Origin of the sequence: Rhodanobacter sp. FW021-MT20 (assembly GCF_041107475.1) — a bacterium.
GTDB classification, from domain to species: domain Bacteria; phylum Pseudomonadota; class Gammaproteobacteria; order Xanthomonadales; family Rhodanobacteraceae; genus Rhodanobacter_A; species Rhodanobacter_A glycinis.
Map to the genome: position 1 here is coordinate 19,862 of NZ_JBGBPX010000005.1, position 23,070 is coordinate 42,931.

At 64.9% G+C, this 23,070-nt stretch carries 23 protein-coding genes; 10 read left to right on the plus strand and 13 right to left on the minus strand.

All coding sequences use genetic code 11. The annotated features are described in order from the left end of the window. Positions 1-26: 26 nt before the first annotated feature. The 3 genes from AB7849_RS07690 to AB7849_RS07700 all read right to left on the minus strand — a co-directional run bounded on the left by AB7849_RS07690 (position 27) and on the right by AB7849_RS07700 (position 1,675). Positions 27-392 (minus strand): ArsR/SmtB family transcription factor, encoded by a 366-nt coding sequence (locus AB7849_RS07690; RefSeq protein WP_369500790.1) that lies wholly within the window; start codon positions 390-392, stop codon positions 27-29. After that, positions 376-840: an SRPBCC family protein gene (locus AB7849_RS07695; protein ID WP_008213115.1), complete on the minus strand. Its 465-nt coding sequence runs from the start codon at positions 838-840 to the stop codon at positions 376-378. The genes AB7849_RS07690 and AB7849_RS07695 overlap by 17 nt, the downstream gene beginning before the upstream one ends. 145 nt (positions 841-985) lie before the next feature. Then, entirely contained in the window at positions 986-1,675 is a 690-nt protein-coding gene (locus AB7849_RS07700) for a glutathione S-transferase family protein (RefSeq protein ID WP_050984337.1), read from the minus strand. Between the two features lie 155 nt (positions 1,676-1,830). Between AB7849_RS07700 and AB7849_RS07705 the strand changes: the two genes are divergently transcribed. Beyond that, complete coding sequence (locus tag AB7849_RS07705) at positions 1,831-2,517, plus strand: ion channel (RefSeq protein ID WP_008213112.1); 687 nt, start codon at positions 1,831-1,833, stop codon at positions 2,515-2,517. Between the two features lie 62 nt (positions 2,518-2,579). On the opposite strand, the gene AB7849_RS07710 is transcribed toward AB7849_RS07705, so the two are convergent. Continuing rightward, entirely contained in the window at positions 2,580-3,266 is a 687-nt protein-coding gene (locus AB7849_RS07710; RefSeq protein ID WP_157618123.1) for a restriction endonuclease, read from the minus strand. 234 nt (positions 3,267-3,500) lie between these two features. Next, positions 3,501-4,874, minus strand: a complete 1,374-nt coding sequence (locus AB7849_RS07715; protein WP_008213108.1) for a sensor domain-containing protein — start codon at positions 4,872-4,874, stop codon at positions 3,501-3,503. A 667-nt stretch (positions 4,875-5,541) separates the two neighbouring features. Here AB7849_RS07715 and AB7849_RS07720 point away from each other — a divergent pair. The 3 genes from AB7849_RS07720 (at position 5,542) to AB7849_RS07730 (ending at position 9,001) form a co-directional block, all read left to right on the plus strand. Then, the gene (locus AB7849_RS07720; protein ID WP_008213105.1) at positions 5,542-7,104 is read left to right on the plus strand and encodes a carbohydrate-binding protein; all 1,563 of its coding nucleotides are present in this window, start codon (positions 5,542-5,544) and stop codon (positions 7,102-7,104) included. Positions 7,105-7,373: 269 nt separating this feature from the next. Then, complete coding sequence (locus tag AB7849_RS07725; RefSeq protein ID WP_008213103.1) at positions 7,374-7,862, plus strand: PepSY domain-containing protein; 489 nt, start codon at positions 7,374-7,376, stop codon at positions 7,860-7,862. Positions 7,863-8,173: 311 nt separating this feature from the next. Then, entirely contained in the window at positions 8,174-9,001 is an 828-nt protein-coding gene (locus AB7849_RS07730; protein ID WP_037100596.1) for a DUF3014 domain-containing protein, read from the plus strand. Positions 9,002-9,041: 40 nt separating this feature from the next. On the opposite strand, the gene AB7849_RS07735 is transcribed toward AB7849_RS07730, so the two are convergent. Together AB7849_RS07735 and AB7849_RS07740 are read right to left on the minus strand one after the other, a co-directional pair. Next, on the minus strand, positions 9,042-9,542 hold the full coding sequence (locus AB7849_RS07735; RefSeq protein WP_008213100.1) for a DUF1269 domain-containing protein: 501 nt from the start codon (positions 9,540-9,542) through the stop codon (positions 9,042-9,044). Between the two features lie 163 nt (positions 9,543-9,705). Then, positions 9,706-11,517 carry a chloride channel protein gene (locus AB7849_RS07740; RefSeq protein ID WP_008213098.1) on the minus strand — a complete coding sequence of 604 codons (1,812 nt, stop codon included), beginning with the start codon at positions 11,515-11,517 and terminating at the stop codon, positions 9,706-9,708. 214 nt (positions 11,518-11,731) lie between these two features. On the opposite strand from AB7849_RS07740, the gene AB7849_RS07745 reads away from it, so the two are divergent. Next, positions 11,732-12,523, plus strand: coding sequence for a class I SAM-dependent methyltransferase (locus AB7849_RS07745; protein ID WP_037100593.1), 792 nt, complete (start codon positions 11,732-11,734; stop codon positions 12,521-12,523). Between the two features lie 294 nt (positions 12,524-12,817). Here AB7849_RS07745 and AB7849_RS07750 read toward each other — a convergent pair whose 3' ends face one another. Further along, positions 12,818-13,945 (minus strand): glycoside hydrolase family 18 protein, encoded by a 1,128-nt coding sequence (locus tag AB7849_RS07750; protein WP_237711773.1) that lies wholly within the window; start codon positions 13,943-13,945, stop codon positions 12,818-12,820. Between the two features lie 143 nt (positions 13,946-14,088). Between AB7849_RS07750 and AB7849_RS07755 the strand changes: the two genes are divergently transcribed. Together AB7849_RS07755 and AB7849_RS07760 are read left to right on the plus strand one after the other, a co-directional pair. Beyond that, positions 14,089-14,295, plus strand: a complete 207-nt coding sequence (locus AB7849_RS07755) for an oxidoreductase-like domain-containing protein (protein WP_008209218.1) — start codon at positions 14,089-14,091, stop codon at positions 14,293-14,295. Next, a complete protein-coding gene (locus tag AB7849_RS07760) occupies positions 14,261-14,905 on the plus strand; it encodes a DUF998 domain-containing protein (protein ID WP_237711774.1) in 645 nt (214 codons plus the stop codon). Before AB7849_RS07755 ends, AB7849_RS07760 begins: the two co-directional genes overlap by 35 nt. Before the next feature lie 101 nt (positions 14,906-15,006). On the opposite strand, the gene AB7849_RS07765 is transcribed toward AB7849_RS07760, so the two are convergent. Further along, positions 15,007-16,515, minus strand: coding sequence for a S10 family peptidase (locus tag AB7849_RS07765; protein WP_008209221.1), 1,509 nt, complete (start codon positions 16,513-16,515; stop codon positions 15,007-15,009). 200 nt (positions 16,516-16,715) lie between these two features. Here AB7849_RS07765 and AB7849_RS07770 point away from each other — a divergent pair, with 200 nt between their 5' ends. From AB7849_RS07770 to AB7849_RS07780, 3 genes are all read left to right on the plus strand, one after another. After that, the gene (locus tag AB7849_RS07770) at positions 16,716-17,249 is read left to right on the plus strand and encodes a hypothetical protein (protein WP_008209223.1); all 534 of its coding nucleotides are present in this window, start codon (positions 16,716-16,718) and stop codon (positions 17,247-17,249) included. A gap of 109 nt (positions 17,250-17,358) precedes the next feature. Further along, positions 17,359-18,363 (plus strand): LLM class flavin-dependent oxidoreductase, encoded by a 1,005-nt coding sequence (locus AB7849_RS07775; RefSeq protein WP_008209224.1) that lies wholly within the window; start codon positions 17,359-17,361, stop codon positions 18,361-18,363. 37 nt (positions 18,364-18,400) lie between these two features. Then, positions 18,401-19,258, plus strand: a complete 858-nt coding sequence (locus tag AB7849_RS07780) for a PA4780 family RIO1-like protein kinase (protein WP_008209226.1) — start codon at positions 18,401-18,403, stop codon at positions 19,256-19,258. Positions 19,259-19,461: 203 nt separating this feature from the next. Here the strand turns inward: AB7849_RS07780 and AB7849_RS07785 are convergent, their stop codons facing one another. From AB7849_RS07785 to AB7849_RS07800, 4 genes are all read right to left on the minus strand, one after another. Next, positions 19,462-19,908, minus strand: coding sequence for an FKBP-type peptidyl-prolyl cis-trans isomerase (locus AB7849_RS07785; RefSeq protein WP_008209228.1), 447 nt, complete (start codon positions 19,906-19,908; stop codon positions 19,462-19,464). 31 nt (positions 19,909-19,939) lie between these two features. Continuing rightward, positions 19,940-20,494: a YaeQ family protein gene (locus tag AB7849_RS07790; RefSeq protein ID WP_008209230.1), complete on the minus strand. Its 555-nt coding sequence runs from the start codon at positions 20,492-20,494 to the stop codon at positions 19,940-19,942. A gap of 268 nt (positions 20,495-20,762) precedes the next feature. Further along, positions 20,763-21,518 (minus strand): slipin family protein, encoded by a 756-nt coding sequence (locus AB7849_RS07795; protein WP_008217119.1) that lies wholly within the window; start codon positions 21,516-21,518, stop codon positions 20,763-20,765. Between the two features lie 21 nt (positions 21,519-21,539). Further along, positions 21,540-22,943, minus strand: a complete 1,404-nt coding sequence (locus AB7849_RS07800; protein ID WP_369500792.1) for an NfeD family protein — start codon at positions 22,941-22,943, stop codon at positions 21,540-21,542. Positions 22,944-23,070 lie beyond the last annotated feature (127 nt).

Below are 23,070 nucleotides of genomic sequence, written 5' to 3' on the forward strand. Positions count from 1 at the left end.
CATGGACTGCTCATGCCCACGGCCATTCAAGCCTCCACGCGGGTCCGTAGTCGTTCCAGGGCTTGGTCCCACTGCTGGCTGACCTGTTCGAGCGAGCGTCGTGCAGCCTCCAGCGGCGCAGGCTCGAACGCCCAGCGACGCTCGCGCCCCATTCGCGCGTCCTGCACCAGCCCGACATCGGCCAGTACTTGCAGGTGGCGGGTGACGGCCTGGCGAGTGATGGCAGTGCCGGCCGTGAGCTGGGCGATGGACAACGCGCCCCCTGCGCACAGCGCGGCGACCAGCCGCAAGCGGGTGGGGTCGCCCAGTGCCGCGAAGACGGCTGCGTGCTGCTGCAGTACGGGCGTTCGCCTGGACCGTGTTGCGGAGGCGGGTTCAGTGCGTGACGACATAGGCCTCGATGTTCCCCATCTGCACGTCCCAGCCGTGGCTGTTCATGCGGAATGCCTCGTTGCGCCGCTCCGGCGGGATGCGGTCGAAGCCGGATTCCACGAGCCGCAGCAGGGTTCCGCCGGGTGCATCTTCAAGGGTGAATTCCACCAGCGTAGTGGACTCGTGCGAATAGTCCACGGCCGGGTCGATCGCATAGGGATGCCAGCGGAAAGCCAGGCGCCGCTCGGGCTCGATGCGCTCGATCACGACGCTCCACACCATGTGTTCGGAGCCCGGCCAGGTGATGTGGCCTTCCACGCGCTGGCCCTCCGCGAAGTGCTTGCCCCTGAGGTCCACGCGGAACCATTCGCCGAATGACTCGGCCTCGGCCAGTGCCCGCCAGACCCGGGAGCGGGGCGCTTTCAGGAAGGCCTGGCGTTCGATGCGATCAGTGGTCGATGGATTCATGGGATGGCTCGTGCGGGTAATCAGGGTTACATGCAACATTCAAGTTGCATGTTGCGCCGAATGATTCAAAAGGGCAACTTTCCTGTTGCATGAAAATCCACGCCGGATGTCGGGACAGACGTCTCCCGCAAGCGGATTCCTCGTGTCAGTCGCGATCGGGCGCGCCGAGCGGGAAGTAATGACGATATGGTCGGGCCTCATCCACCGCGCGGGCAAATGAAGGGCGCGCCAGCAGGCGCTGGCGATAGGCGTGCACATGGCGGAAGTGGGCGCCGATGCGGTGCGTCCAGTCGGCATAGAACAGGAACGGTGCCGCACCGCAATCGGCCAGGCTGAAGGTGTCGCCGACGGCCCATGTGCGACCTGCCATGCGACGGTCAAGCCAGGCGTAGGCGGTGTCGAGGGTGGCTTTTGCCCGGGTCACGCCGGTCGGGTCACGTTGATCCTCGTGCCGCAGGCTGTCGTCCACCACCTTTTGTATTGGCGTCGAGATGTAGTTGTCGAAGAAGCGATCCAGCATGCGCACGTCCAGCGCGGTTTCCGCGTCCGCGGGAATCAGGCGTGTCGGGCCCGGATAGTGCAAATCCAGGTATTCGACGACACAGCTGGCTTCGAGTATGACGTGCCCGCCATCGACCAGAATCGGGAAGCGTTTGATGGGCCACGCGGCGGCCAGCTCGGCCTGGGCGTCGGCATCTTCCAGCGAACGGTAGTCGAAGGGTGTGTCGTTTTCGTACAGCGCAACCAGCGCCTTCTGGCTGTAGGAGGAGAACGGGTGGGCATAGAGTCGGGGCAAGGCGGGTGTCATTGGCGTATCCGTTGGCGGGTTTGTCATGGCGACGATCCGGCGAGGAGGAAATCGACATCCCGCTGTGCGGATCGCCGACTGGGATGGCGTGCGGTGCCGCCGTCACCGGGCGGATCTTCGTCGCGCAAATGCCGCCGGCTGTGCTTTCATGGCGTGGTGACCACGAGACAGGATGTTCTTCGATGACCGAGACGATTTCGCAACGAGTGCCCCGCGATCACTGGCTGATACAGTTTCGCAGGCATCCTTCGGCCTTGCTGCTGCTGGCGCAGCTGCTATGCATTCCGTTGTATCCCTTGGTGGAAGACATGCACGCGGCACGCATGCTGCTGGGCATCTTCGGCGTGGTGATCCTGCTGCTGGCGTTGCGCATGATCCGCTACACCTCTGCGCGCATCTGGCCAGGGGTATGCCTTGCCGTGCTGGCGGTGCTGGCGAGCGGCTTTTACCTCGGCGGCGGCCATGACGAACTGCGCGCGTGGCATGCGGGGCTGGAGGCGCTGTTCTACTTCTATGCGGCCAGTCGCCTGATCGCGTACATGCTGGCCGACCGCCGGGCGACCTCCGACGAACTGTTTGCGGCCGGCGCCACCTTCACCCTGCTGGTATGGGCATTCGCGTATCTGCTGGTGTTGTGCGTGGCCTTGCAGCCAGCGTCCGTTTCGACAGGCACGGCATCGCCGGCCAACTGGAGCGACCTGATGTTCCTCAGCTTCGTCATGCTGTCCTGCACCGGCATCGGCGACGTGGTGCCGGTCGGCGGCATGGCCAAGGCGGTGAGCGATCTGGAAATGTTCACCGGCGTGATGTACGTGGCGCTGGTGGTGTCGCGGCTGATCGGCCTGTCGGTGGCACAGGACAAGCGCTGAAGTTTGTTCTGTGAGGATACCGGGCGACTCAAGGATCGGAGTCACCCGGTATCACGCCGGCGTCAACGGACCAGGCGCAGCGCTTGATGGCGCGAGTGTCGCGTGGATGGGCGGCTCAGCGTGCGCACGTTCGGCGCCGGCGGCTGTTGTGCTTCCTGCAACAGGTTGAGCAGGGTCTCGCCGTAGATCAGTTCGACCGGCTTGCCGACGACGAGCTTCCATGCCGACTCGGTGTAATCGCCGATGGCGAGGATGCGCGCGGAGCCCGCATGCTGGATCAGCATGTGCGCGTGCACGTCGTGGACCGCGTCGACATCGAGCGAGCGCTGGCGCCAGCCACGGCACTGCACCAGCACGGTGGCACCGTTGCGATAGAGCAGCAGTTCCGCCAATCCGGCCTCGTCGCGCAAGCTGTCTTCCACCACGTAGCCGCGACGGTGGAAGGCCTCGATGATGTTTTCCTCGAAGGTGGCCTGGGGCAGGGCGGCCAGTCGATCGAGCTGATGGCGGATATCCAGGCGGTGCCGGCGCTGACGGTAGCCGGGAGCGGTAAACGCCGCGACGAGCCAGCAGGCGCCCAGCCATGTCCAGGCAAGCAGGTCATGCTCGTGGCCGCCGACCGGCATCAGTGCCGCGTGGCTACCCGAGCCGTAATGCGTGGCGAGGCAAACAACCAGACCGATCAGGACACCGACCGGCCAGCGCATCAGGACCATCATTTCGACGCCGTGCATTGCCTGCTTTGCCATCAACTCCTCCGAGCCATGGGCATGTGGAATGACGATAGCGCGTGGTCGTCCGAATGGCAGCGTGCGCTGCGACATAAGGTCGCATGAGGCGAGAAGCCCCGCGTAGCAAGGGCTTGCGGGCAATCGCCGGGCTTGATTGGTGCGCCGCACTAAGCGAGCGGCTGCATCTGTTCGACACGGTTGCCGCATGGCGCGAAACAGAGGGTTGCCCGGCCCGACATCGGCCTGCGCTCTTCAGCGCGACAGGTCGACCAGCGTTCCGGTGTGCAGGCGATTGCCGCCTTGCCGCTTGGCGCGGTACATCGCTTCATCGGCACTGCGAATCAACTGCTCGCGACTCTCGCCGTGCGAAGGAAAGAACGCGATGCCGATGCTCGCCGCCACTTCCAGGCGATGGTGGCCTATCGCGTAGGGATGATGCAGCGCCAGACGGATCTTGGTGGCGACGGTGGTTGCATCCCCGGGCAGGCGAAGATGGCCGAGCAACACGACGAATTCATCTCCGCCGAACCGGCCGATGGTGTCCGACTCGCGCACGCATTGCCGAAGCCGGGCGGCAACCTCGCGCAACAGCATGTCGCCGGCGTCGTGACCGTAGTTGTCGTTCACCCGCTTGAAGCGATCAAGGTCGATATAGAGCAAGGCCAGGGGTTCGCCTTCGCGGCGGGCTCGGGCCATCGCGACATCGAGGCGGTCGTGGAACAGTTCGCGGTTGGGCAGGTCGGTGAGCGGGTCGTGTTGCGCCACGTGTTGCAGGCGTGCCTCGGCCTGCTTGCGTTCGATGGCGGAGGCGACCTGGATGGAGACGAATTGCAGCAGGGTCTTGTCGTGTTCGGTGTAGCGCACGTCGCCGGCATAGGTTTGCACCACCAGCGCGCCGATGACACCGCGCCGTGCGCGCAGCGGCACGCCGAGCCAGTCCAGCGCCTGGTGGCCGGTCAGGCGGCGGCCGCCTGCGCGAAGCGCCTGGCACTGGTCGGACGTGAGCAGCAGGGCCTTGCCGGTGCGCACCACTTCGACGCTGAGTGCGTCCGAGTCCATGGGCTGCGATTCCGGTACGCCATCGTGTTCGTCGACGAAGTAGGGGTAGTCGAGCCGGTCGTGTTGCTCGTCGCGCAGGGCGACGAAGAAATTCCGGGCCGGCAGCAGGTCGCCGACGATGCGGTGGATCTGCTGGAACAACGCCATCAGGTCGCGGGTGGTGAAGGCGGCTTCCGAGACGGCATACAGCGCGGCCTGGATGGTTTCGGCGCGCTTCAGTTCGGTGATGTCGCGCGCCACCGCTATGCGTGCCTGATCCGCTTCGGACCAGCACGCCGACCACATGATGTGGACGATTTGTCCGTCCTTGCGCACATAGCGGTTCTGGAAGTTCAGCAGGGGTTTGCCGCGCATGACGTCTCCGGCCGCCAGCAACGTGCGCTTGCGGTCATCCGGATGAACCAGGTCGATCATCGGCTTGCCGATGATTTCCGCGGGCGTGTAGCCAAAGATGCGTTCGAAGGCGGCGCTGGCGTGAAGGTAACGGCCCTCGGTATCCACCACGCAGACGGCGTCGAGCAGCAGGTCGGTGATGTTGGCCAGCGAGGTGGGGGCGGATTTTTCCATGGGGCGATGGCATGGGACAGGCCCTGCCGGCATTCCGGACGCGGCGATGGTTTCCACTTTAGCGTGAAAAACCGGATCGAATGGACGTTTCCGGCAGGTGCGTCCGTTCCGCGCATCGGCGGGCTGTATTGGGTGCCGAGCGCATGCGTAGTTAGTGGATTTTTGCGGCGAGGATATCGTTGTCATTCGTGCATGACCCGCAAGTCCTTCGCGTCTTGGGACGTTGCCTGACCTGATGCGAAGAGGTGCTGCGCGAAGTGGGCATGCCAGCCTGGGAAGAAGATCGGCTCATCGGGTTGTCGGGGCGTGGTCACCTGCGTGCCTGCGCAAATTCCGGCGGCTGCGGCAGACCTGCTTTGCCTTGAATGATGAACGGACACTTGCGTCTGGGTGACGCTGTCGTCAGGCGGAATCTTATTTGCCGGTTAAAGGTGGCGGGCATTTGTGCGACGTGCATCGCGCTACGACGTCGCACAGAGCGGTTATGCCTGCAATTCACTAGACAACGTTGTCATTGCGGTCTAGTAATAGCCAGGCTTGACCCACGACACGCAGTAGAGGCAAGGACGCGGCGAGGCGGCTGTCCCCAAGCGGCCATCAGGATCGATGGCTGTCGTTCGCCTTGGTAACGCATTCGTAGCGATGTATCCCAACCGGAGACAGTTCAATGCATGCCAAACGATCGGAAAAATGGTCGCGCCTTGCCCTCGGTACCCTGAGCGGCGCCATCGGCACGGCCTTGTCGGTAAGTTTGCTGGCCATGGCGCCAGTGCAGACGGCACACGCAGGGGTTGCCGCAGAGCAGGCCTGTGCGGCCAGCTGGAACTCGACCACCGCTTACAGCGGCGGTGCCACCGTCAGCGAAAACGGTGTCAATTACCTCGCCAACTGGTGGACCCAGGGCAATGATCCGGCCACCAGCAACGGTGCAACCGGCAGTGGCCAGCCGTGGACGTCACAAGGGGCCTGCGGTGGCGGTTCGCCCAGCCCGACGCCCACTCCAACGCCTACCCCGACACCCACGCCCACGCCGTCGCCTTCGGGTAGTTGCGACGCCGCGTGGAACGCGACGACGGCTTACAACGGTGGTGCCACCGTCAGCGAGAATGGCGAGAACTACAAGGCCAACTGGTGGACGCAAGGCAACGATCCGGCCACCAGCAGCGGTGCCAGCGGCAGTGGCCAGCCGTGGACGCCGATCGGTTCGTGCAGTGGCGGTTCGCCCAGCCCGACCCCCACGCCGACGCCTACTCCAACCCCCACGCCGACACCGACACCGACGCCCACCCCGTCGCCGAGCGGTTTGCTGTTCAGTCCCTACAAGGACGTCACCATCAATGCCAACTGGAACACCGACGGCATGCAGACGGCCGTCACCGGCACCGTGATGCCCGTTGTCGGTAGCGGCAGCCTGGTGTCCACGGTGGAGCCGAACCTGGGAGCGATCACGCTGGCCTTTGCCACCGGCGAATGTGGTAGCGAGAACTGGGGCGGCATTCCGGCCGCGGGTTTTGCCAGCGCCAATATCCCGGCACTGGACAGTGCAGGTGTGGACTATGTCGTTTCCACCGGTGGTCAGGCAGGCGTGTTCTCCTGCTCCAGCGAGTCGGGCATGGCGCAGTTCCTGTCGCGCTACATGTCGCCGCACATGGTCGGCGTGGACTTCGACATCGAAGGCGGCCAGTCGGCAGCGACGATCACCAACCTGGTGGCCTCGGTAGCGTATGCGGAAACGCTGTATCCGAACCTGCGCTATTCCTTCACCTTGCAGACGCTGGCAGCGTCGGATGGCAGCTACGGCGGCCTGAACACGCTGGGCAATTCGGTGATGCAGGCGATCAAGGCTGCCAATCTGCAGAACTACACCATCAACCTGATGGTGATGGATTACGGCAGCACGGGCCCGGGCCTGTGCGTGGTGGTTGGCGGCAGCTGCGACATGGGGCAATCGGCGATCCAGGCAGTGACGAACCTGGAACACACCTATGGCGTTCCGGCCAGCAAGATCGAGCTGACTCCGGACCTCGGCATCAACGACACGTCCAGCGAGGTCTTCACGCTGTCCAACGTGGATACGATCGTCAATTACGCCAAGGCCAACGGTCTGGCGGGCCTGCACTTCTGGTCGCTGGATCGCGACAACTCGTCGGGCCCGGGGGCTACCGGTGACGGGATCAGCGGTCCGCCGCTGCAGTACACCAACCGCTTCCTGCACGACCTGGGACGCTGAGGGCAAAGTAAAGGGGAAGAGTCGGCCGGGCCATGTGCCCGGCCGGCTTTTTTGCGGGCTTCGAGAACCGGCAGGCGGAGGTTTCCCGAAGTGTCCCGTTCGGCGCATGCCGTGTTGCGGGTGACTCATCCGGGTCTTTCCGTGCGTACGGCCCGGAGCGGTCGTGACCACGGAATTTCGCGATGCTTTTCGCGCGACCTTCGCTGATGCGCTTGTGGGGTGGTGCGACTTGCCATTAGAGTTCGCGGCTTCAAATGCGAAAGATTCTCATGTCCATCCGTCACAATGTCCTCAAGTTCGTGCGCCAGTTCCACCTCTATCTGGGCGTCTTCACCGCGCCGGCGTTGTTGTTCTTCGCGTTCACCGGTGGCCTGCAGACGTTCAGCCTGCACGAGACGCAGCGCGGCAGCGACTACACGCCGCCAGCGTGGCTGGTGACGATGGCGCAATTGCACAAGAAGCAGACCATGGTCGTGCCGGTGCGTCGGAAGCGTCCGGCGCCGACGATGCCGATTGCCGGCGCCGACGAGCGTGGTGCGGCGGCTGTCGCCCGAGCCGGCGCCGAGGCACCGCGTCCGACGATACGGACGCGCCATGCGTTGCCACTGAAGATCTTCGTGGGACTGGTGGCGCTGGCCTTGTTTCTTTCCACGCTGACCGGGCTCTACATGGCGTATCGCTATACCCGCAACCAGCGGCTGGTCAGCGGCGTGCTGGTGGCGGGCGTGGTGGTGCCGGTGTTGCTGGCGCTGTTCTGATTCCGGATTCGCGGGCTGGCCCGGCAAATATCGAGCGCGCATGCCTCGCGTCGGCATCGCGACTGACGGTTCGCCCGGGCGGATTACGCCGCCGGGATGAACGATTCGGCGGCAGGCAAGTCATAACAACTGGGCAAGTGGAAAAAGCAGCGCAGTGCCTGCGCAAGCCATGGACGCTGCGTCGCGGCCGGCACCCCGTGCCAGCCGGGCGAATGGTGCAGGGAACTTGCCCGATGGGCTGACGCGAAAAGCCAGTGAAATGACAGTTTTCCGGAGTTTCCTGAGGTATCGACGCAACGCGGGGCAATACAGTGAGCAAACAGAGTTCGGCAGGTAGTTGGGTGGTGGCCGTTATCGTGGTGGTCATCGTGATTGCGGCAGGTGGTTACATGGCGTATCGCGCCATGCATCCGGCAGCGCCGGCGTCCGAGGCCATGCCGGCAACGTCGGCCAGTGCGGCGACAACGCCCGCTGCCGAGCCGATCCAGCATCCCATTTCGCAGGCGTCGGCTCCGGCCAGCGCCTCGACCGCGCCACTCCCCGCACTGGATGACAGCGATGCCAGCGTGTTGTCTGCATTGCAGGGTCTGGCCGGTGGCCAGGACCTGGATTCGTTGCTGATCCATGGCCAGATCATCGAGCGTATCGTGGCCACCGTCGATGCATTGCCGCGTCACGCGCTGGGTCGTTCCGTCCTGCCGGTGCATGCGCCGAAGGGAACGTTCGCGGTCACCCAGGCGCAGGGTGCCACCGTGATGGATGCACGCAATGCCGAACGCTACGCGCCCTATATGCAGTTGCTGAAAGGCATGGACAGCAAGGCGCTGGTCGACTGGTATGTCCACGCGTATCCGCTGTTCCAGCAGGCTTATCGCCAGCTGGGTTATCCGAAGGGTTACTTCAATGATCGCCTGGTGACGGCGATCGACAATCTGCTGGCCACGCCGGACCTGGCCCAGGCACCGGCATTGACGCCGGTGAACGGCCATTACGAATACGCCAACCCTGCGCTGGAATCGCTGTCGGTCGGGCAGAAGATGCTGTTGCGTGCGGGGCCGGCCGACGAGGCCGCGATCAAGGCCAAGTTGCGTGACGTACGCGCGCAGCTGACCGGGAAGACCTTGCCCGCGGTGAAGTGAAACGCACGCGCCACACCTTGGAGCGTGGCGCGTGCAATCGTCAGGTGGCGACGGTCGGGGTTTCGAACGGCAGGCGCACGGCGCCGACGTGGGTGACGGAAGCCTCGACCCGGGTGAGCTGATCCTCCGGAACGTCGACCACCACCAGGATATGGCCGCTGTCGATCTCGCTCTTGAAGCGGCGATCCACCGGGTCGGCGATTCCGGCACCGGCCACCGCGCTCATGCAGCCGCCGGCGATCGCGCCGATCACGCAGGTGGCTATCGCGCCTTCGAGTGGAAATCCCGAGGCAGGGATCAACAGTCCGGCAATCAGGCCCAGCACCAAGCCGCCAATGCCGCCCCACAGCGCGCCACGCCAAAGCGCCGGGTAGAAATCATTGCGGTTATGCAGCCGTTGCCCGGGGCGGCTGAGCTTCTGGATGTCCTTGCGAGCCAGCAGGCCGATGTCGTCGTCATCGATGCCGGCCTGGTGGGCCGCCTGCATGGCCGCGCGAGCAGTGGGCAAGTCATTGGTGCGAAATACGCAGCGATTCTTCATGGAGCCCTCCCTTCGATGGGGCCGGCGGCATGTCACGGGCCGGTCGTGCAGCGCGGATGGAGCGCGCCGGAATGGTCGAGTCCCATCCTTCGCTGCACGGGGTAAGCGGCGCGTGACAGTGGCATCAAGCTTGCGCGACTGCGGCCGTGTGCACGGCTTTCGGTTATTTGCCGTTGTTGTTGCCGTTGCGGAAGAAACGTTCGCGTACGCGTTCTTCCCGGTGGTAATGGGTGTACGGCTTGAGCAGGTCGTAACGGGTGACCATGCCGAGCAGGCGGCGGCCATCGGCATCGACGACCGGGATGCGGTCGAGCTTTTCCACCGCGGCGCGGATGGCCACGCTCTTGCAACTTTCACCGGGGAAGGCGACCACCGGGTCCTTGCCCAGCAGGTCGGCCAGGCAGGCAGTGCCGGCTTCGTCGGCCTGCAGCATGCGCGCCATTTCGTTGCGATCGAGCATGTTGAGCAGATGGCCGTCCGCATCGGTGACCGGGTAGGCACGGTATTTCTGGTCGGTGCCGAAGTAGCTGCGTGCGGCTTCACGTACCAGGGTGTCGCCGGGAATGGTCAGCATCTCGGTGGTCATCACGTCTTTCACCGCCATGTGCTCCAGCCGGTCCACCGAGTATTCGCGGAAGATGTCGAAGCCGCGCCGGGCGATCTTCTCGGTGAGGATGGAGCGTTTCATCAGGAACACGCTGACGCCGTAGGCGGCGGTGCACGCCACCAGCAACGCGGGCAGTGCGCTGGCGTTGTGGGTGAGTTCCAGCGCGAACAGGATCGGCATGAACGGCATGCGCATGACGCCGGCCATCAGCGCGCTCATGCCCAGCAGTGGCCACAGCAGGGGATCGGCACCGGGAAAAAACAACGCTTCCAGGCCGCCCAGGCCTGCGCCCAGCGCCAGCAGCGGCGCCAGGATGCCACCGGAGGTTCCCGAGGCGAGGTAGATGATCCACATCAGCGATTTGGCGATCATGAACACCACGATCGCCATGCCGATGATCTTGCCGGTCAGCAGTTCGTCGATCACGCCGTAGCCGACACCCAGCGCCTTCGGTTCCAGCAGGCCGCCGATGCCGACCGCCAGCGCGCCGATGGCCGGCCACCACATCCAGTGGACCGGCAGTTTGTGGAACAGGTCTTCGGTCTTGTAGATCATCGCCGACAGCAGCGTGGCGAACAGGCCCGCCAGCACGCCGCAGACGGCGGCCATGCCCAGCTCGCCCAACTGCGGATGGAACTGCACGGCCAGCGGAAACAGCGGGCCGGGGCCGATCAGGAGCGGCCGCAACGCGGCGGCGACGAAACAGGCGATCGCTACCGGAATGGTGCTGCGCGGACGCAGTTCGAACAGCAGCAATTCCACTGCCAGCAAGGTGGCCGAAATCGGCGTGGCAAAGGTCGCCGCCATGCCGGCGCAGGCGCCGGCCACCAGCAGCGTGCGGCGCTCGATCGAGGTGAGGTAGAAGGTCTGGCCGAACAGCGAGCCGACCGCGCCGCCGGTCATGATGATTGGCCCTTCCGCGCCGAACGGACCACCGGTGCCGATGGCAATGGCGGCCGACAACGGTTTCAGTATCGCCACCTTGAGCAGCATCTTGCTTTGTCGGAACAGGATGGCTTCCAGCGCTTCGGGAATGCCGTGGCCGCGGATGCGTTCGGTGCCGAAGCGGGCCATCAGGCCGATGATCAGGCCGCCGACGATCGGTGCCAGCACAATCACCCATGCCGGCGCGCCGAACGCGGACGGCGCGGTGAAATCGAACGACCATTGCCCGGCGAAGGCGAGGTGGGTCACCAGACCGATCATGCGATACAGCAGCCATGCGACCAGGGCGGCGGCGATGCCGACGAAGATCGCCATGAAGGAAAGCTTGAGGATGCTCACGCTGGGGCGAAAATCGCTCTGGCTGAGCGTGTCCTGTTTCCACTTCTCGTAGATGCGTCGAAAGCGGTGCGTGATGCCGGTCATGGGGTGTCCCGTATGACAAAGCCTGTTCACGATTTTCGAACAGCCGTCCCGGTGAAAGGCAAGGCGGCCGGATCAGGGTAGCGGATTCGTGCGCCGGCATCAGGTGGTTTGATGCCGGCCTGGACAGGGTGGGGATCCATGCCGAAAGACATGTCACCCGACGGCGGGTTTGGGTCCACAATGACGAACCCCACACTCGTTGCCGGAGTACGTCATGCGTCCCACTGTGCTTGCTGTGCTGGTTGCGTTAACCCTTCCTGCCGCGGCGATGGCCGCCGCGCCTGTCCATACCCATGCCCATCACCACGCCAGCGGCGCGGTGCCGGCCTATGTCACCGCCGCCATGCACGACCCGGCACGCCAGGCCGATGCGTCCAACGACGCGCGCCGCAAGATGGCTGCCGTGATGACCTTTGCCGAGGTGAAGCCGGGCGAAAAGGTGCTGGAGCTGGTCCCCGGCAGTGGCTACTGGACGCGCGTGTTCAGCGCCATCGTGGGTCCGACGGGCCACGTCTACACGGTGTGGCCGAGCGAGATGGCGAAGTTCTCGACCAAGAGCCTGGACAACTGGCGCAAGCTGTCGGCCACGCCCCATTACGCCAACGTCAGCGTGCTGGAGCAGCCGGCGGCGATGCTCAGCGTGCCGGCAAAGGTCGACCTGGTCTTCACCTCGCAGAACTACCACGACTACCACGATCCGTTCATGGGCCCGGTGGACATGATGAAGTTCGACAAGGAAGTGTTCGATGCGCTCAAGCCCGGCGGCCTGTTCGTGGTGATCGACCACGTGGCGCCGGCCGGTTCCGGCATCAGCGACACCAATACGCTGCACCGCATCGATCCGGCCGTGGTGAAGCAGGAAGTGGAGTCGGCCGGTTTCGTCTTCGACGGTTCCAGCAAGGCGCTGCACAACCCCGCCGATCCGCTCACCGTCAAGGTGTTCGACAAGTCGATACGCGGCCATACCGACCAGTTCATCTACCGCTTCCGCAAGCCGGCGCAATAAGCGGCACGACGCTGGCTGTAATCGCCCGAACCACTGATTGTAGGAGCGCACCCTGTGCGCGAATGCTCTCCTTGGGGTTTGTGACCAAAGCCTCGCGCACAGGGTGCGCTCCTACGCGGTCAGGCGAAGTATTGCCTGGCCGTAGTTCGTGCGACGGGAGTTAAGGAAGGTCTGATCAATCGGCTTCTTGCTCGTCATTCCTGCGGAAGCAGGAATCCAGTGCCTTTGCATTCAAAGACCTACAGGCACTGGATCCCAGCTTTCGCTGGGATGACGAGCAAAATCAGACCTTCCTTAACGCAGTCCGCGCCACATCGCGTCGAGCAGCTCGTCGCTCGGGTCCAGGCTTTGCTCCCAGTACATGATGCCGCCCAGATGGTGTGCCTTGACGAAGGCAGCCTTGGCGGCGATGGACTGCGGATCATCGTAGGTGATGAAACGGCGCGTTTTGGCGTTCCACAACCAGGGTGCCTGCGCGGTGGCATCCCAGTAGCGCACGTAGCCGTGCTTGCCGATGTAGTCGGCCTTGAGTTTCGGCCACGGCAGCATGCCCTGGAAGCGGTCGTAGCGCTGGTACAGGCCGTGGTGCGCCGATTGCACGCCGGCGAATTCGCGACCGTAGAACGCCGCACCGATCACCAGTTTGCGTGCCGGTACGCCGGCTGCAAGGAACTGTTCGACGGCGCGGTCGGTGGTGCGGCCGTCACCGGCGATAAGTGCGGAGGCGTGCAATCCGGTGTGGTGACCGGTGGTAGGCGTCATCGCGTTGACGAAGTCGTAAGTCATCAGGTTGAACCAGTCCAGCGTCGGCGCCACCGCGCCAAGGTCGATGCCATTGACGAACGGGCCGTCGGCTGCGGCAATGCTCAGCGTGTAGTGCTTCGTGCCAATGCGGCCTTGCGTGGCACCGACCCGGTCCAGGCTGGCGCGGATCGCTTTCAGCAGCAGGGTGAAATGGGCACGATCCTGCGGACTGGAATGGATGCCGGACTCGTGGTGTTCCGGATATTCCCAGTCCACGTCGAGACCATCGGCATCGTGCGTGGCCACCAGTTGCGCGGCGCTGTCCGCGAACGCCTGGCGACCGGCGGCGGTGCTGGCCGCTTCGGAAAAACCGCCCACGCTCCAGCCGCCTACCGAGATATCCACCTGCAAGGACGGGTGGGTCGCTTTCAGCGCGGTGAGCTGGTGCAAACGCTCGGCGCTGGCATGGTCGAGCACCACCCGGCCATCCTTCAGTTGCGCGAATGCGAAGATCAGCGTGTCGATTTTGCCGATGTCCTTGTCCTGCACCGGATTCCAGCGGCTGGCGTAGCCGACGATGCGGTAGTGCGGAGCCGTGGCCTGCGCCCCTGCGCCGAACAGCACGGCGGTGACAAGCAGGGCGGTGAACATGTGGCGAAGCGGTTGGGGCTGGCGCATCGGTTCGGTTCCTGGCGGGATGTCCGATCTTGGCAGCCACGGCAGCGACAGCCAAGCGTGGATGCGTGGATGGATGGCCAAACGCATCACGGTGGCACGACACGCTTGACGGAGTGGGCGGTCGATCGGGTATACCTCGCCCCATGAGTACGCCATCGAACGATGTTCCCGCCAAGTCATTCGTAGACGATCCGCCACCGCGCCGACCGGTCGAGCCCGATCCTGCCGACTGCTGTGGCGAAGGCTGCGTGCCGTGCGTGTTCGACCGTTACGACGCGGCACTGGAACGCTACCGCGAAGCGTTGGCGGCGTGGCGTGAACGGCATCCTGGCGTCGATCCCGATGCGTGAGTCCACGGTGCGCCGATGCGGTGGTGTGGCGCTCACCGGAACGCTGGTGTTCGTTGCCGTGGCAGTAGTCGTGCAATGGTTGCGCCCTGACCTGGATTGGCTGGACGCACCGCTGAGTTTCTACCTGCTGGGCGGGTACGGGCATGTGCTGCAGGCGGCTTATGTCGTGCTTGCTTGCGCCTTGGTCTGCCTGGGCGGCGGCTTTTATGGCGCCTTGCGGCGCGAGGCACGCAGCTTGGCGCCATGGTCGCTGTTTTCGTACGCTGCGTCCGCATTGGTGGTCACGGCGCTGGCGCACAGCAATCTGCCGGGACACGCGCCGACGCTTCAAGGTTTGGTGCACGGTGTTGCGGCGCAGGCGGCCTTCCTGGGTGCCACGGTGGCGATGTTGTTGCAGTCGTGGCGCTTACGCGACGATGCGCGCTGGCGATCGCGTTTCCGTTTTGCCTTCGCGCTTGCGCTGGTGTGCTTCGTCGGACTGTGGGTAGATGCAATATGGAAGGGCATGCCACGCGGATTGGAGCAGAAGTTGCTGATCGCGTTGATCGTGTGCTGGCTGTTGTGCGCGGCGTGGTGGCTGTGGCGCGCGAGGGATCAGGCGGACGAATAGATGATGTACAGCGAGGTTGCCTGACCCCACCCCGGTCCTCCCCTGCGACCGAAGGAAGTCCCTTGGGGCAGGCAGGGGAGGGGGTAAATGGCAGCCCTCGATTAGTTCACGCCGTAGAGTTTCTTGACGTCCTTCACCAGCATCGCCTGGCTGTCCTTGCGGGCGTAGAACATGTGGCCGCCCGGATACTCCTTCACTTGCACGCGATTCGGATCGCCCATTGCCGGCATCTGGTCGACGATCAGCAGCGAAGCCATGAACGGGCAGGACAGGTCGTCCCAACCGTGGCCGATCAGCACGCGCAGGTTCGGATCGTTGGCCACCGATTCGCGCAGTTGCGATACCGAGCCATCGCGGGCGTCATCGTCTTCGTGCCACAGCCGGTTCACCTTGTAGCTGAGTGCGTTGTAGCGGCCGTCGAACTTCCAGCCCACGGTCTGGGTGACGAAGTTGACCATGGCGGTGGTGGTCGGCGCGATGATGCCGTTGAGGATCGGGTCGCCGGTGCGCTGGTGCGGCGCATACGGGAACGGGTCCCAGGCGGTGACGTTGGAATCGTAGCGGCTGCCCAGCTTGCCTTCGGCGCGGTACACCTCGCGCAGATAGGCCTGGGTTTCGATGCGGCCGCCGGAGCGCTTCACGAAGGTGGGGTCCAGGCCGGTCAGCTCGGTGACCTTCTGGATCATCGCGGCGGTGGCAGCCGGGTTGGAGCGACCCTGCATCAGCGTGCTGGCATAGGTGGTGCGGGTGTAATCGATGATCGGCTGCATCGCCGCGTCGGTGAGCTTGCCCTCGCGCTCCAGGTGCGCGGCGGCGATCGAGGGCAGGGTGAGCATCCACGGCAGCGGCGAGACGTTCTCGTCGTCCGACGCACCCGGGTCCAGATACGGCGACAGCAGCACCACGCCCTTCATCGCCACGCCGAGCTGGGTTTGCAGGTAATCGGTGATGCGCGGACCGCGGAAGCCACCATAGCTTTCGCCGACGAGGTACTTGGGCGACTCCATGCGGCCGTTCTTCACCAGCCAGTCGTAGACGATGCGCGACAGGTACTTGATGTCGGTGTCGGTGCTGTAGAAATCCTTGGTGGCCTGCTTGTCGTCCACCAGCGCACGGCTGTAGCCGGTACCGACCGGGTCGATGAATACCAGGTCGGTGAAGCCGAGCCAGGTACCCGGATTGTCGTGCAGCGTGGCGGGTTCGGACGGGGTGTCACCGGCCACGCCGAAGTCCACTTTCTTCGGGCCGATCGCGCCAAGATTGAGATACACCGACGAGGCGCCGGGGCCACCGTTGACCGCGAAGGTCACCGGGCGATGCTTGCCAGGCATGGTGTAGGCGGTGAACACGACTTGGGCGATGACCTTGCCCTTCTCGTCGCGCACCGGCAGCGAGCCCACCGTCACCGTGTACTTCAGCGTGCGGCCATCGACCCGGGTGCTCTGCGTCACGTGTGCATCGGCAGGGAAGGCCGGCAGGTTGAAGCCGTTGGCGCTGCCGGCATCCTGCGTGGCAGCGGGATGATGGCTGTCGGCGGCCAGCGCGGAAGGCGCCTGCAGTCCGGCGATGATCAGGGCAGCCAGCAGGGCGGCTTGCAGGGGCTTGTGCACGATGAAACCTCGACGATGGAAGAAAACCTTCCAAGCCTAGTGGCCAGGATCCGGCATGACGTGTGCCCAAAGGCATGGGTCGCGGTCTTGCCGGCGTGCGATATGGACGGCCATTTGCATGGAAATGAGACGTCCGACATTGCCCGCACGTGCCGCGTCGGCTACATTTCCGAGCTTATGCTTAAGATGGGGGATCATCCATGAAACGTATTGCATGGGCCATGGGGGCCTGCATGCTTGTTGCCGCGTGCAGCCACGATGTGCGTCTGGCGGTGCCGCTTGGCAACATGGTTACGCCGGGTACGGCGCCGTGGCTGCAGGTGTCGCAGGGGCCGGAGCAGATCGAGGTGAAGGGGCTGGAGCAGAAGCTGGTGCTGACGCCGGCGCCGGCATTGGCCACGGCCTTGCAGTCCGCGCTGGGCAAGTCGTTGCAGCCCGATTATTTCACCGACCTGACCGTGAGCTGCGATTCGCTCGACGCCCGCATGAAGGTCGACCAGGAGGATGCGCCGGGCAAGGTGGCGATGGATCTCTCGCTTCGTTGCACGATCAACGAGCGCGGCTTCGTCACGCATGGAGCCTATTCGGCCGAGCCGGTTACCGATGTCGCCGCGAATGCGGGGTCCGGTGCCTACGCCCGCGCGCTGCCGGTGCTGCTGGATGCCGCCGCGAAGGATATCGCCGGGCGCCTTCACGCCGACATTGCGGCGAACAAGGGCAATCCGCACCACTGACGCTGGCTCGCGCCCGCGCCGCGACGGATCGGGCGGGCGCATTCGCGCATCCGGCTGGCAATCCGGGTGAGATGCCCCCAGATGTCGGGGCATCCCCCGGAGGCTGCCCATGATTCCGTTTTCCATCCTCGACCTTGCGCCGGTTGCCGAAGGCGCCGACGTCACCCGTTCATTTCGCAACACGCTGGAGCTGGCGCAGCTGGGCGACCGGCTCGGTTACACGCGCTACTGGCTGGCCGAACACCACAACATGCCCGGTATCGCCAGCGCCGCCACGGCAGTGCTGATCGGCCATGTCGCGGGCGGCACGTCGCGCATTCGTGTCGGCGCGGGCGGCATCATGCTGCCGAATCATGCGCCGCTGCAGGTGGCCGAGCAGTTCGGCACGCTCGCTTCGCTGTATCCGGGGCGCATCGACCTGGGTCTGGGGCGCGCGCCCGGTACCGATCAGCCGACGATGCGCGCATTGCGCCGCTATGCGGATGCCGCCGACAGCTTTCCCGACGACGTGCTGGAATTGCTGCACTACTTCGAACCGGCCCAACCTGGCCAGGCTGTGCGTGCGGTGCCGGGGGCGGGCGTGGACGTGCCGGTATGGCTGCTCGGTTCCAGCCTGTTCGGTGCGCGGCTGGCGGCCAGGCTGGGCCTGCCGTATGCGTTCGCCTCGCACTTCGCGCCGGATGCGATGGATGCGGCGCTGGAGGTCTATCGCCGCGAGTTCCAACCATCCGCGCGCTTGTCGCAGCCGTACGCGATACTCGGCATCAACGTGGTCGTGGCCGACAGCGACACCGAGGCGCGGCGCTTGTTCACCAGCCAGCAGCAGGCCTTCATCAACCTGCGCCGGGGCATGCCGGGCCTGCTGCCGCCGCCGATCGACGACATCGCCAGCCATGGTGCGCCGCACGAGCGGCACAACGTGGACCATGCGCTGGCTTGCGCCGTGGTCGGCGCCCCGGACACCGTCGAGCAGGGCCTGGCTGCTTTCATCGCGCGGCACCGGCCCGACGAGCTGATCATCACCGCCAACGTGTTCGAGCACGCGGCACGGTTGCGCTCGTTCGAACGGATTGCCGCCGTGCGCGACCGCCTGGCGGCGGCCAGTCAGTCATAATGGCAGGTCATCCTCCAGCTTTTGAGCCCATTTCCGCATGAAAACCCCCGCCGGCCTGCAGGCGCTGATTGACGACGGTGTGATCGACGAGGTTCTGCGCCCGCTGAAAAGCGGCAAGGAAGCGTCGGTCTATGTCGTGCGCTCGGGCGACGACGTGCGTTGCGCCAAGGTCTACAAGGACATGGCCCAGCGCAGCTTCCAGCAGCGCGTGCAGTACCAGGAAGGTCGCAAGGTGCGCGGCAGTCGCCAGGCGCGTGCGATGGGCAAGGCCAGCAAGTTTGGCCGCAAGGAGGCCGAGGCCGCCTGGAAAAGTGCCGAAGTGGATGCGCTCTACCAGCTGGTGGGCGCGGGCGTGCGCGTGCCGCAGCCATACGGTTATTTCGGTGGCGTGCTGGTGATGGAACTGGTCACCGATGCCGACGGTTTTTCCGCGCCGCGGCTGGGTGAGGTGGAGCTGTCGGCGCAAACGGCACGCGATTACCACCGCTTCCTGGTGCGCCAGATCGCATGCATGTTGTGCGAGGGGCTGATCCACGGCGACCTGTCCGAATACAACGTGCTGGTGGCCGCCGATGGTCCGGTGATCATCGACCTGCCGCAGGTGGTCAGCGCGGCGGGCAATAATGCCGCGCGCACCATGTTGCGGCGGGACGTGGGCAACATCACGATCAGCCTGTCGCGCTTCGCGCCGGAACTGCTCGATACCCACTACGCCGAGGAAATGTGGGCGTTGTTCGAGCAGGGTGAACTGCGGCCGGACAGCGAGCTGACCGGCCACTTCACGTTCGAGGATGGCGCGGTGGACGTCGACAGCGTGATGCAGTCGATCATCGACGCGCGCGAGGAAGCCATCATCCGCCAGCAGGGACGCGAGGCGGCGCAGGCGGAAGACTGAGGCGGGAGCTGGCCGCGGCGCGAGGGCGCCGAATCAGCTCTTGGCGGCCTTCTTGGCGACCTTTTCGGCTTTCTTTTCCTTGGGCGTCTTCAGGGCCTTCTTCTTGTCGCCCTTTTTCTGGACCATGCCTTTCATGGGGTGCTCCTGCGAGCGTGGATTCGCCGCATCGACATGGTGACAGCTTTGGGCTGTGCCGGGCGGCTTTATTTCGGCGTCACGCCCAGCAAGTCCACCTCGAACACCAGCGAGGCATTCGGCGGAATCACGCCGCCGGCACCGCGCGCGCCGTAACCCAGCGCCGCCGGGATCAGCAGCAGGCGCTTGCCGCCTACGTGCATGCCGGCCACGCCTTCGTCCCAGCCCTTGATGACCATGCCCTGGCCCAGCGTGAAGGAGAACGGCTGGCCGTGGTCGAGCGAGCTGTCGAACTTCTTGCCGCGCTTGTCCTTGGCGTGTTCGTCGTAAAGCCAGCCGGTGTAGTTCACCTCGACGGTCATGCCTGGTTTGGCCTCGGGACCGGTGCCGATCTTCAGGTCGGTCTTGGTCAGCGTGGCGACGCTGCCGCCCTGGTAGGGCTGCGGCGCCGAGCGGTTGCAGGCGGCGAGGACGAACAGAGTGGACAGGACGAGCAGGGGAAGTAGCCAGCGCATGGATAGCCTCGTTGGATCGATGGGTCAGTGGTCAGGCGACGGCGTAGTCGCCCATGCGGATGTCGGGACGGATGGCCAGCGTGGCGTCTCCGGCGATCAGTTGCAATTCGCCGTCCTGGATCAGGCATTGCAGGCGCATGGTGCGCGCGCACAACGCGACGAGTTTCTGCATGTCGGCATCGTCGATGGCGAGCACGCTGAGGTTGTCGTGGCGGGTGAGCGTGTTGGCGATCTTGCTCCACCACACGTCGGTGGCATGGCCACCGTAGGCCAGCACCACCACTTGTCGCGACTGGTTGCAGGCCTTGCGCAGGCGCGTCTCGTCAGGCAGGCCGACGTCGATCCACAACTCGATCTCGTCGGTATAGGCCTTGCGCCACAACGCCGGTTCGTCGGTGTCGCTGAGACCCTTGCCGAACTCCAGCCGCTCGTCGGCGTACAGCGCGAAGGCCAGCAGGCGCGTCATCAGGCGCTCCTCGGTTTCCGACGGATGGCGCGCCAGGGTCAGTGCATGGGTGGCGTAATAGTGCCGGTCCATGTCGCTGATCGACAGTTCGGCCTTGTAGATGGTGGCGCTGAGAGCCATGGAGGTGCCTGGGAAAAATAACTCCCCATTCTACTCCCTGGCCAGGCTCAGGCCCGCGGGGGCCATGTGGCGCCTAGGAGCGTGGGCGGCAGAAATCTTCCGGGCTGCAAAAGTGTCTGCGTGGTCCATATTTGACCAGCTTCGCTGTTATGAAGCGCTTCGTCGCTTCTTGGCCCATAGAACCACTATGGGCCGGCAAATCGTCGAAAATCTGTCCTCACGCAGCCACTTTTTCGCCTCGAAAGTTTCTACCGCCCACGCTCCTTGTTCATGGCTTGGGCAGGACGTCCATCAGCGGCTTGATCAAATCCAGCGGCAGCGGGAACACGATGGTGGAGGACTTGCCGTTGCTGGACATGTCGGCCAGCGTCTGCAGGTAGCGCAACTGCAACGCCTGGGGTTGCTGCGACAGCATGGCGGCGGCATCGCGCAGCTTTTCCGCGGCCTGCATTTCACCCTCGGCGTGGATGACCTTGGCGCGGCGTTCGCGCTCGGCCTCGGCCTGGCGGGCGATGGCTCGGATCATGGTCTCGTTGAGGTCCACGTCCTTGATCTCGACATTGGTGACCTTGATGCCCCAGGGGTCGGTGGCCTCGTCCAGAATCGTCTGCAAGGTGTGGTTGATCGAGTCGCGCTGCGCCAGGATCTCGTCCAGTTCGTGCTGGCCCAGCACCGAGCGCAATCGTGTCTGCGCGAGCTGGCTGGTGGCCTGCAGGAAATTCTCGACCTGCAGTACCGACTTGTCTGGATCCACCACGTGGAAATACACCACCGCGTTGACCCGCACCGAGACGTTGTCGCGCGAGATCACGTCCTGCGGCGGCACGTCCATCACGGTCACGCGCAGATCCACCCGGATCATGTGCTGCACGATCGGCACCAGCAGGACCAGTCCCGGTCCCTTGGTGCCGGTGTAGCGGCCCAGCGTCAGCACCACGCCACGCTGGTACTCCGGCAATACCTTGATGGACAGGAACAACAGCGCGATCACGATGATCACGATGACTCCAGAAAAACCGACCATGAATCTTCTCCCTGGCTTGAGTTACGCCGGTGTCACCTGCAACAGCAGGTTGTGACGGCTGACCACGCGCACGCGCGCACCGGCGGGAAGCGCCGCCTCGCATTGCACCCGCCAGCGTTCGCCAGCAATGAGTACCCAGCTTTCACCACCTGCCGATACCGGCTGCAGCAGTTCACCGGTGGCTTGCAGCATGGCATCGATGCCGCTGGATGGGTGGACGCGTCGCGCCCGCATCACCAGCCGCAGCAGCAGCGCCAGCAACACGACGGCGCAGAATGCGATGCCGGCGATCACGCCGAGATTCACGCCATAGCCCGGTACGCCGCTGCGGAACAGCATGACCGAGCCCAGCACGAACGCGATGACGCCGCCGATGCCGAGTACGCCCGCCGTCGGCACGAAGACCTCAGCCAGCAGCAAGGCGATGCCGAGGGTCATCAGCGCGAGCCCGGCGTAGTTCACCGGCAACAACTGCAGCGCGTACAAACCGATGAGCAGGCAGATGCCACCCGCGATGCCCGGCAGCAACGTGCCGGGGTGGAAGGCTTCCAGGATCAGTCCGTAGATGCCGGCCAGCAGCAGCACGTAGGCAATGGTGGGATTGGTGATGATGGCAAGGAAGCGGGCGCGCCCGTCGGGTGGGTAATCGCGCAGTGCCAAGTCGTGCAGCTTCAGCGTCACGAGCTGGTCGCCGACCTGCACGCGGCGCCCGTTCGCCTGGGCCAGCAGCGACGGGATGTCGGCAGCGACGAAATCGATCACGTGCTGGTGGGCGGCCTCACTGGCGGTCAAGGTGGCCGCGCCGCGCACGGCCTGTTCGGCCCACGTGGCATTGCGTCCGCGCAACTGCGCCAGCGAGCGGATATAGGCAATCGCGTCGTTGAGCACTTTGTCGGATTCGGCGTCGCGCGGTTGCTGTGCTGGTTTGACGGCTGCGGGCCCGGTAGTCGATGCGCCGGCCGGGGTCGATGCGGCCCTGGCCGGAAGCGCGGGCATGCGCGTGCCGCCGCCGAGGCTGACCGGCGTGGCGGCGCCGAGGTGCGTGGCCGGTGCCATCGCCGCGATGGGGCAGGCGTACAGAATGTAGGTACCCGCCGAGGCGGCGCGGGCACCGGGCGGGGCGACATAGCAGAGAATCGGCACTCGCGCGGCCAGGATGCCGGCAATGATCTGCCGCATCGATGCCGACAGGCCGCCGGGCGTGTCCATCTGCAGCACGATGGCACTGGCACCATCCGTCGTGGCGCGCTGGATCGTGCCATCCACGTATTCCGTGGCGGCCGGTCCGATCGGGCCGCGAAGGTCGATCCGCGCGGCAAAGGCCGGGGCTGGTTGCGCAGGTGTCGGGGTATCGGCGGCGAAAGCCGTCAACGCCAGCAGCAGGCAAGCCATGGCACTGCAGAAAGCCCATGATCCTCGTGACATCGCGCATGCCTCCCTTACGACAGCACCCGCGCAGTATGCACCGGGGCGTGTTGCGTGGATGTCTAACTGCTTCTCGGACGCCACCGTCTTTCCGGCCGGGAAGTCATGCAACGCTGGCCATGGGCGT

Coding starts and splice junctions, on each gene's coding strand:
- AB7849_RS07690 (WP_369500790.1), bottom strand. CDS start 392: ATGTCGTCACGCACTGAACCCGCCTCCGCAACACGGTCCAGGCGAACG.
- AB7849_RS07695 (WP_008213115.1), bottom strand. CDS start 840: ATGAATCCATCGACCACTGATCGCATCGAACGCCAGGCCTTCCTGAAA.
- AB7849_RS07700 (WP_050984337.1), bottom strand. CDS start 1,675: ATGACAAACCCGCCAACGGATACGCCAATGACACCCGCCTTGCCCCGA.
- AB7849_RS07705 (WP_008213112.1), top strand. CDS start 1,831: ATGACCGAGACGATTTCGCAACGAGTGCCCCGCGATCACTGGCTGATA.
- AB7849_RS07710 (WP_157618123.1), bottom strand. CDS start 3,266: ATGGCAAAGCAGGCAATGCACGGCGTCGAAATGATGGTCCTGATGCGC.
- AB7849_RS07715 (WP_008213108.1), bottom strand. CDS start 4,874: ATGGAAAAATCCGCCCCCACCTCGCTGGCCAACATCACCGACCTGCTG.
- AB7849_RS07720 (WP_008213105.1), top strand. CDS start 5,542: ATGCATGCCAAACGATCGGAAAAATGGTCGCGCCTTGCCCTCGGTACC.
- AB7849_RS07725 (WP_008213103.1), top strand. CDS start 7,374: ATGTCCATCCGTCACAATGTCCTCAAGTTCGTGCGCCAGTTCCACCTC.
- AB7849_RS07735 (WP_008213100.1), bottom strand. CDS start 9,542: ATGAAGAATCGCTGCGTATTTCGCACCAATGACTTGCCCACTGCTCGC.
- AB7849_RS07740 (WP_008213098.1), bottom strand. CDS start 11,517: ATGACCGGCATCACGCACCGCTTTCGACGCATCTACGAGAAGTGGAAA.
- AB7849_RS07745 (WP_037100593.1), top strand. CDS start 11,732: ATGCGTCCCACTGTGCTTGCTGTGCTGGTTGCGTTAACCCTTCCTGCC.
- AB7849_RS07750 (WP_237711773.1), bottom strand. CDS start 13,945: ATGCGCCAGCCCCAACCGCTTCGCCACATGTTCACCGCCCTGCTTGTC.
- AB7849_RS07755 (WP_008209218.1), top strand. CDS start 14,089: ATGAGTACGCCATCGAACGATGTTCCCGCCAAGTCATTCGTAGACGAT.
- AB7849_RS07770 (WP_008209223.1), top strand. CDS start 16,716: ATGAAACGTATTGCATGGGCCATGGGGGCCTGCATGCTTGTTGCCGCG.
- AB7849_RS07775 (WP_008209224.1), top strand. CDS start 17,359: ATGATTCCGTTTTCCATCCTCGACCTTGCGCCGGTTGCCGAAGGCGCC.
- AB7849_RS07780 (WP_008209226.1), top strand. CDS start 18,401: ATGAAAACCCCCGCCGGCCTGCAGGCGCTGATTGACGACGGTGTGATC.
- AB7849_RS07785 (WP_008209228.1), bottom strand. CDS start 19,908: ATGCGCTGGCTACTTCCCCTGCTCGTCCTGTCCACTCTGTTCGTCCTC.
- AB7849_RS07790 (WP_008209230.1), bottom strand. CDS start 20,494: ATGGCTCTCAGCGCCACCATCTACAAGGCCGAACTGTCGATCAGCGAC.
- AB7849_RS07795 (WP_008217119.1), bottom strand. CDS start 21,518: ATGGTCGGTTTTTCTGGAGTCATCGTGATCATCGTGATCGCGCTGTTG.
- AB7849_RS07800 (WP_369500792.1), bottom strand. CDS start 22,943: ATGTCACGAGGATCATGGGCTTTCTGCAGTGCCATGGCTTGCCTGCTG.